This window comes from Bacillus sp. Au-Bac7 (assembly GCF_021341655.1).
Taxonomy (GTDB): Bacteria; Bacillota; Bacilli; order Bacillales; family Cytobacillaceae; genus Niallia.
Window position 1 is genome coordinate 22,799 of sequence record NZ_JAJTTG010000012.1, and the last position, 14,851, is coordinate 37,649.

At 39.8% G+C, this 14,851-nt stretch carries 12 protein-coding genes; 9 read left to right on the plus strand and 3 right to left on the minus strand.

Translation table 11 applies throughout. The features are described 5' to 3' along the window. Positions 1-46: 46 nt before the first annotated feature. A complete protein-coding gene (locus tag LXM54_RS22140; protein WP_233317419.1) occupies positions 47-1,147 on the minus strand; it encodes a M24 family metallopeptidase in 1,101 nt (366 codons plus the stop codon). Positions 1,148-1,323: 176 nt separating this feature from the next. Between LXM54_RS22140 and LXM54_RS22145 the strand changes: the two genes are divergently transcribed. The 3 genes from LXM54_RS22145 to LXM54_RS22155 all read left to right on the plus strand — a co-directional run bounded on the left by LXM54_RS22145 (position 1,324) and on the right by LXM54_RS22155 (position 4,232). Then, the gene (locus tag LXM54_RS22145; protein ID WP_233317420.1) at positions 1,324-1,572 is read left to right on the plus strand and encodes a hypothetical protein; all 249 of its coding nucleotides are present in this window, start codon (positions 1,324-1,326) and stop codon (positions 1,570-1,572) included. A 389-nt stretch (positions 1,573-1,961) separates the two neighbouring features. Next, complete coding sequence (locus LXM54_RS22150; protein ID WP_233317421.1) at positions 1,962-3,281, plus strand: DRTGG domain-containing protein; 1,320 nt, start codon at positions 1,962-1,964, stop codon at positions 3,279-3,281. An 18-nt stretch (positions 3,282-3,299) separates the two neighbouring features. Beyond that, positions 3,300-4,232 carry a DHH family phosphoesterase gene (locus tag LXM54_RS22155; RefSeq protein WP_233317422.1) on the plus strand — a complete coding sequence of 311 codons (933 nt, stop codon included), beginning with the start codon at positions 3,300-3,302 and terminating at the stop codon, positions 4,230-4,232. A 45-nt stretch (positions 4,233-4,277) separates the two neighbouring features. On the opposite strand, the gene ytrI is transcribed toward LXM54_RS22155, so the two are convergent. Together ytrI and LXM54_RS22165 are read right to left on the minus strand one after the other, a co-directional pair. Then, positions 4,278-4,787 (minus strand): sporulation membrane protein YtrI, encoded by a 510-nt coding sequence (gene ytrI, locus LXM54_RS22160; RefSeq protein ID WP_233317423.1) that lies wholly within the window; start codon positions 4,785-4,787, stop codon positions 4,278-4,280. Position 4,788: 1 nt separating this feature from the next. Beyond that, entirely contained in the window at positions 4,789-5,121 is a 333-nt protein-coding gene (locus LXM54_RS22165; protein WP_233317424.1) for a YtrH family sporulation protein, read from the minus strand. 284 nt (positions 5,122-5,405) lie between these two features. Here LXM54_RS22165 and dnaE point away from each other — a divergent pair, with 284 nt between their 5' ends. From dnaE to pyk, 6 genes are all read left to right on the plus strand, one after another. Next, positions 5,406-8,768: a DNA polymerase III subunit alpha gene (dnaE, locus tag LXM54_RS22170; protein WP_233317426.1), complete on the plus strand. Its 3,363-nt coding sequence runs from the start codon at positions 5,406-5,408 to the stop codon at positions 8,766-8,768. Positions 8,769-8,930: 162 nt separating this feature from the next. Then, entirely contained in the window at positions 8,931-9,548 is a 618-nt protein-coding gene (locus tag LXM54_RS22175) for a FadR/GntR family transcriptional regulator (protein ID WP_233317427.1), read from the plus strand. 168 nt (positions 9,549-9,716) lie between these two features. Beyond that, positions 9,717-10,586 carry an acetyl-CoA carboxylase, carboxyltransferase subunit beta gene (accD, locus tag LXM54_RS22180; protein WP_233317561.1) on the plus strand — a complete coding sequence of 290 codons (870 nt, stop codon included), beginning with the start codon at positions 9,717-9,719 and terminating at the stop codon, positions 10,584-10,586. After that, positions 10,580-11,533 (plus strand): acetyl-CoA carboxylase carboxyl transferase subunit alpha, encoded by a 954-nt coding sequence (gene accA / locus LXM54_RS22185; protein ID WP_233317429.1) that lies wholly within the window; start codon positions 10,580-10,582, stop codon positions 11,531-11,533. The genes accD and accA overlap by 7 nt, the downstream gene beginning before the upstream one ends. A 504-nt stretch (positions 11,534-12,037) precedes the next feature. After that, a complete protein-coding gene (pfkA, locus tag LXM54_RS22190) occupies positions 12,038-13,000 on the plus strand; it encodes a 6-phosphofructokinase (protein WP_233317432.1) in 963 nt (320 codons plus the stop codon). Between the two features lie 86 nt (positions 13,001-13,086). Continuing rightward, on the plus strand, positions 13,087-14,847 hold the full coding sequence (gene pyk, locus LXM54_RS22195; RefSeq protein ID WP_233317434.1) for a pyruvate kinase: 1,761 nt from the start codon (positions 13,087-13,089) through the stop codon (positions 14,845-14,847). The last annotated feature ends 4 nt before the right edge of the window (positions 14,848-14,851 follow it).

Consider the following 14,851-nt stretch of genomic DNA (forward strand, 5'->3'; position numbering starts at 1 on the left):
CAAAACTCCGTTAAACGGTCATTTGAGTCAGCCCCTTCTTCATTCATTATGAAATTACTTGAAGCTCTTTCGGAAACTTCGTCAGGATTTCCACGCCATCTTTCGTTACATACACATCATCTTCGATTCGCACACCAGCTACATTTGGCACATATATACCTGGCTCAATTGTATAAACCATACCCTCTTTTAATGTAAGTGGATTTGTTGATGTGAGGGATGGGAACTCATGAACACTTATACCAAGACCATGTCCAAGGCGATGTGGAAAATACTCTCCATAACCAGCGTCCTTAATCACATTTCGTGCTGCCATGTCCACATCCATACATTTAGCTCCAGGAACAGATGCATCAAGAGCAGCGAGCTGGGCTTTCAATACTGTGTCATATATCTTTTGCTGTTCATCATTTATATCCCCGAAAGCTACCGTTCTTGTAATATCGGAACAATAGCCATCCACAACAACGCCTAAATCAAACAGAACTAAATCTCCCTTTTTGATTTTTGTATTCCCTGGAGTGCCGTGTGGTGACGCACCGTTTTTGCCTGTTAGCACCATTGTGGAGAAGGACATTTTGCCGATGCCTTTTTTCTTCAATTCATACTCAATGGCAGCCAAAATTTCCATTTCTGTTTTGCCTTCTGCAATCTCGCTGCAGCCAACCTCAATCGCATAATCTGCCCACTTGCAAGCTTCGCGGATTTTGGAAAGCTCTTGCTCTGATTTGACCATTCTCACTTCATTCAGCTTTTCCTCTGCAGGCAAGGAGTATTTCTCAATGGCAGGGAAATATTGCTGTAATGCTTCATATCTAGAAATATTCATATGTTCTTTTTCAACAGCAATTCGTTTTGCTGCTGATTTTTTGCTGACTTTTTCCTGAATTGTTTCCCATGGATTATCCGTGTCACTATAACCGATTATGTCATACTTCCAGCCTGCATTTCTTGCATCATTTTGCTCCATTGCAGGACATACAAGAATCGGTTCTTCTTTTGGGAAAAGTATCAGTGCCAGTAGTCTTTCATGTGGATCACTGTAAAATCCGCTCAAATAAAAAATATTATCTGTTGATGTCAAGAAGGTGAAATCGATTGCCTCTTGTTCCATCCATGTTGATAGTTCCTTTAATTGCTTCTCCAAGGAATAATTCCTCCTTTAATAAAGTTAAACATTATCTTAATATATGTTATCGCTTCTTAAGATTATCAACAACTCCATTGCTTGTAAACCTTTAGTAATGCGAAATATTCAAGAAGAATGACTTTTTTTAAACTTGTCCGCATAGAATGGTTATAAGTGAAAAAAGGAGGAAAAATATGAAGAAGAATCGGTATTTATTATGCATTCTGTTATGTGGTGTTCTTTTATATTATGGTGTACCAAGGCTTGCTCCGTATGATGCTGGCTTGGCAGGAATCTTTTCTGTTACTTGGCTCGCATTTGCCATCTTTGTGCTTGCAGGAAACTTAACTGCATTGCTGTATACGCCAAAAGCAAAACAACAGAACAGTAAAAAAACACTTCAGCAGCTGCAAAAGAAAAGAAAAATCCGTTACTATCAATAAAATACTTAAGCTTGTCAAAGCTTCTCAATCACAGGTGAGTCCATTCGCATAATTGGGCAACATTGGTGGATAATGAAGAAGGGATTTGGCAAGCTTCTTTTTTTGCTTCTAATTCTATAACAGATATATGAATTATTTGTAACAATTCTTTCGTTACTTTCTTTTTTCTTTGTCATACAAGTATTAAATAACTAAATGGTCAAAACTGTACTAATAATTAAGACGATAAAAATTTCACTGTTATATACATATTGGATTGAATCGAACGAGTGGACATTCTATAATAAAAGAGAAGACAACCGAAAGAGCTAAACTCACTAAACTTACCCGTTTTCATTAAGTTTATGAGTTGACTACATAGAGAATGAAACCCAAAAGGAGGGTGAACAGTGGCAACAAAACATGAACAGATTCTGAATTATATCGACGAACTGCCCGTTGGAGAAAAAATTTCCGTCAGGCAAATCGCAAAGGCGCTGAGCGTAAGCGAAGGAACAGCCTATCGTGCTATTAAGGAGGCTGAGAATAAAGGGTATGTCAGCACGATTGAACGGGTTGGAACGATAAGGATTGAAAGAAAAAAGAAAGAAAATATTGAAAAGCTGACATTTGCTGAGGTAGTAAATATTGTAGATGGACAAGTTCTTGGCGGAAGGGATGGACTTCATAAAACCCTAAACCGATTTGTCATTGGAGCGATGAAACTAGATGCAATGATGCGCTATACAGGTGCAGGCAATTTAATGATCATTGGGAACAGAATAAAGGCTCAGGAGCATGTATTAAGAGCAGGTGCGGCTGTTTTAATTACCGGTGGATTTGATACAGAGGAACATGTGAAGCGGCTTGCTGATGAGCTGCAGCTTCCGATTATTTTAACAAGCTATGATTCCTTTACTGTTGCTACCATGATCAACAGGGCAATCTATGATCAGTTGATTAAAAAGGAAATAGTGCTTGTAGAGGATGTTCTGACTCCTTTGGAAGAGACGATTTATTTAAAGACAGATGATCCTGTTTCCATGTGGCAGAAATATAATGAAGAGACAATGCATGGCAGGTTTCCAGTTGTTGATGCCAACATGAAAGTACAAGGCATGGTTACTTCGAAAGATATTATCGGTAAACAAAAGGAAATATCAGTTGAAAAGATTATGACGAAAAGCCCTGTTACAGTCGGCGGCAAAACAAGTGTAGCCTCTTGCTCCCACATTATGGTTTGGGAAGGGATTGAGCTGCTTCCAGTAGTTGATGAAGCAAATAGGCTCCAGGGAATCATAAGCAGACAGGATGTCTTAAAAGCGCTGCAGATGAATCAGAGACAGCCGCAGATTGGCGAAACAATTGATGATATCATTACAAAACAAATCAATGTTTCTAAAGGCAAACCGAAGTCAGAAAATTCCTTTACTTGCGAAGTTACCCCGCAGATGACAAATCACTTAGGAACCATTTCTTATGGAGTGTTCACCACCATTGTTGCAGAAGCTGCAAACCGAGTGCTGAGAGGGCATAAAAAAGGCGATTTAGTGGTGGAAAACTTAACAATCTATTTTATAAAACCAGTTCAGATTGACAGCACCATTGAAATAGTCCCGAAAATCCTGGAAGTTGGCCGGAAATTTGGGAAAGTCGATGTAGAAGTGTTCAATCAAGGCGTGCTTGTCGGCAAGGCTATGATGATGTGCCAGTTAATTGACAGACACTAGAAAGGAGAGAAATAGAAGATGAAACAAAGCATATTAGATGCAATTAAACAATTTGAAACCATTATAATCCACAGGCATGTCCGTCCAGATCCAGATGCATATGGATCTCAAGGAGGCTTGGCTGAAATCATCAAAACATCTTTCCCTGCCAAAAAAGTTTATACAGTAGGGAAGGAAGAAGAATCGCTTCATTTTTTACGAAGACTTGATGTAATTGAGGACAGCATGTATGAGAATGCTTTAGTTATTGTTTGCGATACTGCCAATCAAGAAAGAGTATGTGATAGTAGATATACAAAAGGGCGTATGCTGATAAAAATTGACCATCATCCTAATGACGATCCATACGGGGATATTGTTTGGGTTGATACTTCGGCAAGCTCTGTAAGCGAAATGATTTATGAATTTTATTTATTTGGCAAAGATCAAGGCTTGAAGCTGAACGATGAAGGAGCAAGACTGCTTTATGCCGGCATTGTCGGAGATACAGGCAGGTTTTTATATCCAAGCACAACAGAAAAAACCTTCAGCTATGCAGGAGAATTAATAAATTACAACTTCACACGGCCTGACATGTACAATCAAATGTATGAGCTTGAACCAAATATCGTTAAATTAAATGGATATGTGCTGCAGAATTTTACGATGCTTCCAAGCGGAGCAGCATATATGAAGCTTGATAAGGAGGTATTAAGCCGTTTTGAGGCTGTTCCTTCGCAAGCTTCGTTACTTGTCGGCGAACTGGGAAGCGTAAAGGGTATTACAGCATGGGTGTTCTTTATTGAAGAAGACGATCAAATCAGGGTCAGATTCCGCTCTAAAGGTCCTATTATTAATGTCCTTGCGAAAAAGTACAATGGGGGCGGTCATCCCCTCGCATCTGGAGCGAGTATATTTAGCTGGGATGTTGCACAAGACGTTATCCGTGATTTAGATGAGCTTTGTAAATAAAAAATAAAAACCCAAGAATTATTTCTTGGGTTTTTTATCATACTGCTAATCGGCAAAGGTTACACTCAGCTCTACATATACAGTCGTATAAATGATAAGCTCAGAGACTTTGAATCTGTAGCGCTTTTGATCTGATTCGACCACTTTATTTTCGATAGATTTCTTGAGCAGGGCCCGGCTTTTATATACAAGCTCCATATCTTTAGCCACAATTGTCCGCAGATCTTCCTTAATAGCATCTTCCATTTCTAAAGCATTAAATGGTTTGATATCGTATTTTTCCTTGTCTTTGCTGTTTATTTTCACGACTATTCCTTGTATTGTCAGTTTTTCCTCCGCTTTTTTATTCAGCTCGGAAAACTCCTGCTGCCATATTTCCTTATCTTTTTCTAAGTCTGCAATCGTGCTTTTTTGATTTTTTATTTCAGTGCTGTACCTTTCTTGCCAAACACCAAACATAAACAGAAAGACACACCAGCTTATAAAGCCTCCTATCACCATTCCAGCAAAAAAACGCTGAAGGGAAACATTTTTATAAAACGGTGGTATCCTCATGTTAAATATACTCCTGTGTTATCCATCGTAAGATCGTTGCACCAGTATGGGCCCCGCCGAATGCAGAAACAATCAATAGTATCTGTTTGAAAAGATCTTTCGTTCCGGCGTCATAAATACCCTTTTCAATTGTATTGATTGCATCGAAAGTGCCGCCTATAGCTGTAACAATCGCCCAAATCCTAATCATATCCGACAATTTCGTTATTTCTGTCAAGAGAGGCTTGCCTGTCATAAATGCGGCTAAACCGCCTAACAGGGCACCTCCGAGCACAACACCAAGGGCAATAAAATAGCTTTCTATAAATGCCGGGAAAAATGGTTCTTGGTTCATCTTGTCAACCTCACAGTCCCTATTATTCTCTTAATCATACATATGGACAAACTGGGGGAATTATGATTGCTGGAGTTTGGAAACACGAAAAAACTTCCATATTAAAATGAATTAGGCTTTGCTATAAGGAATTCGTATAGACAATGAAAAAGTAAGAACATATTTTCTTTTTTTATGCAATAGAACTATAATAAAAGGATAATTAGTTGCCATAGTCGAACAATTAAATGATTGTGGCGATAAAGAATAATAGTAGAAAGTTTTTGTAAAAGAGTGGTGATTATATGTCTTTTGTTCATCTGCAAGTATCAAGCGCGTACAGCTTGCTGTCGAGTACAGCGTCCGTTAAACAGCTTGTTTCCGCTGCGAAGGAAAGGGGATTCAGTGCGCTTGCCTTGACCGATCGCAATGTTATGTATGGGACGGCAGCTTTTTATAAGGAATGTATCAAGCAGAATATTAAACCTATTATCGGTTTAACTGTCGATATTATCAGTGAAAAGCACACAGATACGGCCTTCCCTCTAGTGCTGCTGGCAAAAAACGGGGAAGGCTTCCAAAACCTGTTAAAATTATCAAGTGCCATCCAGACTAAAAACAAACAAGGCATTCCAATCAGATGGCTAAAGCATTATGCTGACGGGCTGTTTGCGTTTACTCCAGGACATAGTGGTGAAATAGAGCAGTCTCTGCTGGCAGAAGATCTAGAGCACGCTAAAGAAACAGTGGCTTTATTTAAGAGCATACTCGCTCCCGGTCATTTTTATTTATCGCTACAAAAGCACGGGATAGAAGCAGAGACAGCCTTGAGTAAAAAGCTAAAAGAATTAGCAGAGTCTTCAGCAACAAAACTGATTGCTGTAAATGATGTCAAGTATACAAGCAAGGGAGACCGTTTTGCGCAAAGCTGTTTGAATGCAATTAAACATGGCATCACCTTAGCTGAGGTAGTACAGGATGAATGGGAATCTGAAGAGCGTTATTTGAAAAGCAAGCAGGAGATGGTAGAGCTGTTCAGCGAGGAGCCGGAGGCGTTGGAGAATACTTGGGCGGTTGCTTCAGCATGTGAATTCCAGCTTGGAGAGAAGGTCGCTGCATTGCCAAAATACCCTCTTTTAGCCGGACAAACAGCCGACGGGTATTTACTGGACTTATGCGAGCAAGGGCTGAAAGCTAGATATACAAATCCTTCGAAAATACATATGGAACGCCTTCGTTATGAACTGGATGTAATCAACCGGATGGGCTACAGCGATTACTTTCTGATTGTCTGGGACTTTATGAAATATGCAAGAGACAACGAAATCCTAACAGGTCCTGGAAGGGGTTCTGCTGCAGGCTCGATGGTTGCATATGTGTTGTTCATTACAGACGTTGATCCGATAAAATATGACTTGCTGTTTGAGCGCTTCTTGAATCCTGAACGGATTACGATGCCAGATATCGATATTGATTTCCCGGATGACAAGCGGGAACAGGTTATTGAATATGTTAAAAACAAATATGGTGAGCTGCATGTAGCACAAATTATTACATTTGGGACACTTGCAGCAAAAGCTGCATTAAGAGATGTTGGCAGGGTTTTTGGGTTATCGATGAAAGAGTTGGAGCAGCTTTCAAAATCAGTGCCCTCGAAGCTTGGAATCACATTGGAGCAGTCCCTGCGGGAATCAAAGCAGCTTCAAGCATTTATTGCGGAATCTCCGAAAAATAAACAAATCTTTGAAACAGCTTGCAAAATAGAAGGGCTGCCACGACATGCGTCTACACATGCTGCTGGGGTAGTGTTAAGCGAGGAGCCCCTTGTACAGATTGTCCCGATTCAAGGAGGCAATGAAGAGGTTTATTTAACACAGTACAGCATGGAGCATTTGGAGGAACTGGGATTATTAAAGATGGATTTTCTCGGGTTAAGGAATTTATCCTTGCTGCAATCTATCATGGAAACCATTCAGCGCCAAACACATAGAAGAATCGCAATTAAAGAAATTCCTTTAGATGATTCAGCAGTGTTTGAACTCTTGAGCCAAGGAGAAACAACAGGAATATTTCAGTTGGAATCTGACGGAATGAGAAATGTCTTGAAAAAGCTAAAACCAACAGAGTTTGAAGACATAGTAGCTGTTAATGCCCTTTACCGTCCCGGTCCAATGGAGAACATCCCGTTATATATTAACAGGAAGCACGGCAAAGAAGAAATTGATTATTACCACCCTGATTTACAGGTAATCTTAGAGAAAACATACGGGGTAATTGTTTACCAAGAGCAGATTATGCAAATTGCTTCTAAAATGGCAGGTTTTACTCTAGGCGAAGCAGATTTGCTTCGCAGAGCAGTGAGCAAAAAGCAGCGGGATGTGCTAGCGTCAGAACGGGTTCATTTTGTAAATGGTGCGTTGGCAAAGGGATATACACAAAAGGCCGCAGATGAAATTTATGAACTGATTGTCCGATTTGCAGATTACGGGTTTAATAGGAGTCACGCAGTAGCATACAGTATGATTGCCTACCAGCTTGCCTACTTAAAGGCGAACTATCCGCTGTTTTTCATGTCATCTCTTCTGACGTCAGCAGTCGGAAATGAAGGGAAAATTATGCAGTATATCCAGGAATCAAAGCAAATGGGTATTAAGGTTTTGCCTCCTTCTATTAATAAGAGTCATTTCGCCTTTATGGTCGAAGGCAGTGAGATTTTATACAGCTTAGCGGCTGTTAAAGGGGTCGGAGCAGCTGTCTTGAAAGAAGTGTTCCGTGCGAGAAGGCAAAAAAGATTTGAGGATCTTTTTGATTTCTGTTTGCGAACCTCTCCAAAGATAGTAAACAGAAAAATCATAGAAGCCTTTATATACGCAGGCTGCTTTGACGAATTTGGAGAGGACAGGGCAACATTGCTTGCGACCATTGATGTAGCAATTCAGCATGCTCAACTTGTTCATCCAGATGGCATGGAACAAGATGATCTGTTCGGTGAAGAAGGCTTCTTCTTTAAGCCGAAATATGTCCAAGTAGATCCGATGAACGCAGAGGATAAGCTTTCATTAGAGAAAAAGGTTCTCGGACTCTATCTATCTAATCACCCAGTTTCCATATATGAGCAATACAAGCAATTGCTTCGCTCTAATCATTTAGGTGAGATGGCTCCAGGAGGAAAATACAGGACTATAGTATATATAACGGACTGGAAAGCAATCCGAACAAAAAAAGGGGAACCGATGGCGTTCCTTTCCATAAGTGACCAGAGCGGGGAAATGGAGGCAGTCGCTTTTCCGGCAGCTTATAAAAAACTGCAAAACTTGATTCAAACGGAAAAAATTGTATTTATGGAAGGGAAAGTTGATGAACGGAACGGAAACAAACAATTTGTTATCCAAGATGCTGCAAATGTTTTGGAAATCGTCCAATCACAGAAAGCAAACAAACATAAATTATTTATTAAGATTGTCCAGGAAAATGAAACAGATGAAATAAAAGGAAGACTATTGGACATCATTAACAATTATAAAGGGGCTACCCCTGTTATTATCCACTATGTGCAATCTGGAAAGACGATTCAGCTGAATGAAGATTTCTTCATCGATCCTGTAAAGGAATGCCTTCAAAGGCTTGAAGAATTGCTTGGTACAAATCACGTAATCTTGTCTGATTAACTTTACAACTCTGCAATCTTGTTATATTGTTTAATAAGTCAACTGGTCTGACCACTAAGTTCGCGAGTTTTCTTACAGAAACAGGAAGTTTTTTTGGCGGGAAAAGGAAAGATGACCAGAAGTTTTAAGGACATGCTAACAAGAAGCAGGTGATGATGAACGGTGAACGAGTCTTCTTCTAACAGCTCCAAGCTTTATTTGGACATAGTCAATCAATTAAGGGACATGATTGAGCAGGATGGCTTAAAACCTGGAGACAGGCTTCCCTCTGAACGTACCCTTTCCGAAAGGCTAAATGCAGGAAGGTCGTCTGTAAGAGAGGCGCTGAGGGCTTTAGAGCTTTTAGGGCTTATTGAGACGAAAAAAGGCGAAGGCACTTTTCTTCGGGATTTTCAAGGACATCGTCTTGTACAGTTAATCAGCACATTTATACTGCGTGATGAAAAGGCTAAATTGGATGTATTAGAAACAAAGAACTTTATACAATTGAATTGTTTGCAAATTGCAATGGAAAAAATGACAGAGAAAGAGCTGGCCGAAATCACAGAATGGGTTGAGTCTGAAAAGGTCAGTGAGAGTGATTTCTTTTTCAAGATTGTCCATATAGCCGACAACTATTTGCTGTTTCGTTTATGGACTATTCTAAAGGATTATTATTATTCTTTAGGGTTTTCCAATGTCTACTGGACAAAAGAAGACTATTTGCTGCTATTAAATAATATAAAAAGCAAAAATGAACTAGAACTGATCATGAACTATAGGGAAAAAAAGCAACTTTAAAGAAAATTAGCTATTATTTTATTTATTATCCTGATTTTTAGATACTTTTTAAAAATGCCAGTCAGGCAAGTATCAGTATGCTTTTTTTACTATAATGTGCTGCTAAGATTAAAAATATGGTCTTAGATAAAGCGCAAAATGCAAAAAAATGGGGAGGCTTCCACATTGATGATAAAGGAAATATTTTCGAAATCGAAAAAAAAGAAATATGCAACCATCCCTTCAGAATCATCTAAACATGATGTTCCAGAAGGTGTCATGACAAAATGCAGCAATTGCAAAAAAATCATGTATACAAAGGAATTGCAAAAGAACCTCAAGGTTTGCCTGAACTGTGGCTTCCACTTGCCAATGACAGGCTATGAGAGGCTCGACAGCTTGCTTGATGAAGGCACGTTCACAGAGGTGAACAAGGAAATGAAAACAGGCAATCCATTAAATTTCCCAGGCTACGAGGAAAAAATCGCAGGCGATCAGAAAAAAACGCATATGAATGAAGCGGTTGTAACGGGCACTGGTGAAATAAATGGTCTTCAAGTAGTAGTCGCTGTCATGGATTCTTCCTTTAGAATGGGAAGCATGGGATCGGTTGTCGGAGAGAAAATCACTTTGGCAATAGAAAAAGCAGATGAACTTTCTGTGCCATTCATCATTTTCACAGCATCAGGCGGTGCAAGGATGCAGGAAGGTGTCCTCAGTTTAATGCAAATGGCTAAAACAAGTACAGCATTGAAGAAATTCAGCGACAATGGCGGGTTGTACATTACGGTGATGACACATCCAACAACAGGTGGAGTGTCTGCAAGTTTTGCTTCGTTAGGAGACTATAACTTTGCTGAGCCAGGCGCCCTGATCGGATTCGCAGGTAGAAGAATTATCGAACAGACGATAGGCGAAAAGCTGCCGGAAGACTTCCAAACATCTGAGTTTTTATTAAAGCATGGTCAGCTCGATGCCGTTATACCGAGACTGGAAATGAAAGAAAAACTCCATTTAGTATTAGAAATGCATCAAGCGGGCGGTGATTCAGAATGGTAGAACTAGAATTTGACAAGCCAGTCGTTGAACTGAAAAACAAGATTAAAGAACTTGAAGATTTCTCGAAAAAAGCAAATGTTGATCTTTCTACTGAAATTGAAAAACTGGAAAAACGATTGGAGAAATTGGAAAAGGATATATATGAGAACATGAAGCCTTGGGACAGGGTGCAGATTGCAAGACACCCAAGCAGACCGACAACTCTTGACTATATTCCATATCTTTTCACCGATTTTATCGAGCTGCATGGTGACAGAACATTTGGTGATGATGCAGCAATAGTTGCCGGTATTGCTAAATTTAAAGGTCTTCCGATAACAGTTATAGGCCACCAAAGAGGGAAGGATACAAAGGAAAATATCCGCAGAAACTTTGGTATGCCTCATCCTGAGGGATACAGAAAAGCATTGAGATTAATGAAACAGGCAGATAAGTTTAGACGGCCGATTGTTTGCTTTATTGATACAAAAGGGGCTTATCCTGGAAAAGCGGCAGAAGAACGCGGGCAAAGTGAAGCTATTGCGAAAAATTTATTTGAGATGGCTTCTTTAAAAGTGCCTGTTATCTGCATCGTAATTGGAGAAGGAGGAAGTGGCGGAGCGCTGGCATTAGGTGTTGGTAACCATATGCATATGCTTGAGAACTCCACGTATTCCGTTATTTCTCCAGAAGGTGCAGCAAGCATCCTATGGAAAGACTCTAATCTGGCAAAGCAAGCTGCAGAAAAGATGAAAATCACAGCACCTGATTTGAAGGAGCTGGGTATTGTTGATACGATCATTCCAGAGGTAAGAGGCGGAGCACATCACGATGTCGAAGCACAAGCTGGTGAGATTGAACAGGTGTTGTTTGCATCCCTTAAGGAATTGAGGGCAATGACAGAAGGTGAGCTTGTTGAACACCGTTACAATAAATTCAAAAGCATCGGAGAACATATCTCTGAGTGATTCTAACGTAAAGAGCTTAAATGGGAAGCATAAGCTTCTTGTTTAAGCTTTATTTTTTTTTGTGCAAATCTTTATATAAAAATATTGAATGAAAATATAGCAATTATCATCGGAAAATGAGAAAATGCAGATGTCGGCAAAAAAGGAATCATCAAAGATTCTTAAATAGCATGCTAGAGGGTTTAAGCTTTCTTATTCGGGAAAAGATAAAAGAGGGAGCAAATAAGATTTTGCTGACAATTCCGTCTTTAATTTTTTTTTTAGATAAAGTTGAGATAGATGAGCCTTCATGATATGTTAGAATTGTTATAGTCAAATGTAATTAAATGAACGCTAAATTATCATAATAAGGAAAAGAAAGCCTTGGGAATTACTATTTTTTAGGGAATATTATCTTTTTATGTGTAATATTTGTGACAGATATTGCAGAAAGATGTTATATAATTTAGTATATGTATGTTTTTATCTACATAGCAGTAGATTAAATTGTATGAGGTGATTGTAATGGTTAAAAGAATTGGGGTACTAACTAGCGGCGGAGATGCGCCAGGAATGAATGCAGCAGTAAGAGCAGTTGTGCGTAAAGCTATTTTCCATAACGTGGAAGTATACGGAGTAATTGGCGGATATGCAGGTCTAATCAATGGAAACTTCAAGAAACTAGAAGTTGGTTCTGTTGGAGACATCATTCACCGCGGCGGAACATTCTTATTCTCTGCTCGTTGTGAAGAGTTTAAAACAAAAGAAGGTCAACAAAAAGGTATTGAGCAGCTTAAAAAGCACGGTATTGATGGTCTTGTAGTTATCGGTGGAGACGGGTCCTACATGGGTGCGAAGGCGCTTACAGAACAAGGATATCCATGTGTCGGCGTGCCAGGAACAATCGACAACGATATTCCAGGAACAGAGCTGACTATCGGATTTGATACAGCTTTGAACACTGTTATTGATGCGATTGACAAAATCCGCGATACAGCAACATCCCATGAGCGTACATTTATTGTCGAAGTTATGGGAAGAAACGCTGGAGACATTGCACTTTGGGCAGGTCTTGCTGGCGGAGCTGAAACAATCCTTATTCCAGAAGAAGGCTTCCATATTGAAGAAGTGGTTGACCGTCTGAAAAAAGGTAGTGAACGCGGCAAAAAACACAGCATTATCATTGTTGCTGAAGGTGTAAGCTCAGGTGTCGAAATCGGCAGACAAATTGAAGAGCACACCGGGTTTGACACTCGCGTCTCTGTATTGGGTCATATGCAGCGCGGAGGTTCTCCAACTGCAGCAGACCGTGTGCTTGCAAGCAGACTTGGCGCATACGCAGTCGAGCTTCTTGTAGAAGGAAAAGGCGGACGAGCAGTTGGTATCGAAAAGAACCAATTGGTAGATTATGATATAATTGAAGCATTATCACGCAAACATACAATCGACAAGAACTTATATCGCCTATCAAAAGAATTGTCCATCTAATGATAGAACAGGAGACTCGAATTAGAATTATTTCTACTTGGAGTCTCTGCCATGAATAAAAAATATTTAAATTGGAGGCAATAATAATGCGTAAGACAAAAATAGTATGTACAATCGGTCCTGCTAGTGAAAGTGTTGAAAAGCTGACACAACTTATGGAAGCAGGTATGAACGTTGCACGTTTAAACTTCTCTCATGGTGATTTTGATGAGCATGGAGCTCGTATTAAAAACATCCGTGAAGCATCTGAAGTTACTGGTAAAAACATCGCGATTCTTCTTGATACAAAAGGCCCGGAAATTCGTACGAATAATATGAAAGACGGTGCTATTGAGCTTGTAGCTGGAAACAACATCATTGTTTCTATGAAAGAAGTAGAAGGTACTACAGAAAAATTCTCCATTACATACGAAGGACTTATCGATGATGTCGAAGCAGGAAGCAAAATCCTTTTGGATGATGGCTTAATTGGACTTGAAGTAACAAGCATTGATAAAGCAGCAGGAGAAATACATACAAAAATCCTCAATACAGGCACATTGAAAAACAAAAAAGGTGTTAACGTGCCTGGCGTTTCTGTTAAGCTTCCAGGAATCACAGAAAAAGATGCTAACGACATTCTATTCGGAGTGGAGCAAGGCATTGACTTCATCGCAGCTTCATTTGTTCGCCGTGCATCTGACGTACTTGAAATCAAGCAGTTGTTAAAAGACAATAACGCTTCTCATGTTCATATCATTCCTAAAATCGAAAACCAAGAAGGTGTCGATAACATCGATGAAATCTTGGAAGTTTCCGACGGCTTAATGGTAGCACGCGGTGACTTAGGTGTGGAAATACCTGCAGAGGAAGTTCCATTGGTTCAAAAATTATTGATTAAAAAATGTAATATCTTAGGTAAGCCGGTTATTACTGCTACGCAAATGCTTGACAGCATGCAGCGCAATCCGCGTCCAACAAGAGCGGAAGCAAGTGATGTAGCAAATGCGATTTTTGACGGTACAGATGCTATCATGCTTTCTGGAGAAACAGCTGCTGGAACATACCCTGTTGAAGCTGTTCAAACAATGCATAATATCGCGTCAAGAGCAGAAACAGCTCTTAACCATAAAGAGATCCTTTCAAAACGCAGCAGAGAGATTGAGCACAACATCACTGATTCAATTGGACAATCTGTTGCTCACACTGCTTTGAATCTTGATGTTAAAGCAGTAATCACACCAACTGCAAGTGGACAAACGGCAAGAATGATTTCTAAATTCCGTCCGGAAGCTCCAATTGTTGCTGTGACATATGATGCGCATATTTTAAGACAGCTTGCTCTAGTTTGGGGTGTTTATCCACGTCTAAGCACAAGATCAGAGTCTACTGATGAAATGCTTGATGTAGCAGTACAAGAGAGTGTTAACAGCTCTATCGTGACACACGGTGACACAGTTGTTATTACAGCTGGTCTGCCAGTTGGTGAAACAGGAACTACAAACATCATGAAAATTCATGTTGTTGGAGACGTTTTAGCAAAAGGTCAAGGTATCGGCCGCAAAACAGCTTACGGTAAGGTTATCGTTGCTAACAATGCGAAGGATGCACTTGATAAAGTGAAGCAAGGTTCTGTTTTAGTAACTACAGGAACAGATCGTGACATGGTTCCAGCTTTGGAAAAATGCAGTGCTTTGATTACAGAAGAGGGCGGATTAACAAGCCATGCTGCTGTAGTTGGACTAAATCTTGGTATCCCAGTAATCGTAGGTGTTGAAAATGCAACTAGCATCTTCGAAGATGGACAAGAAATTACAGTTGATTCCCGTATTGGAACAATCTACAGCGGACATGCAAGTGTGCTGTAATAGT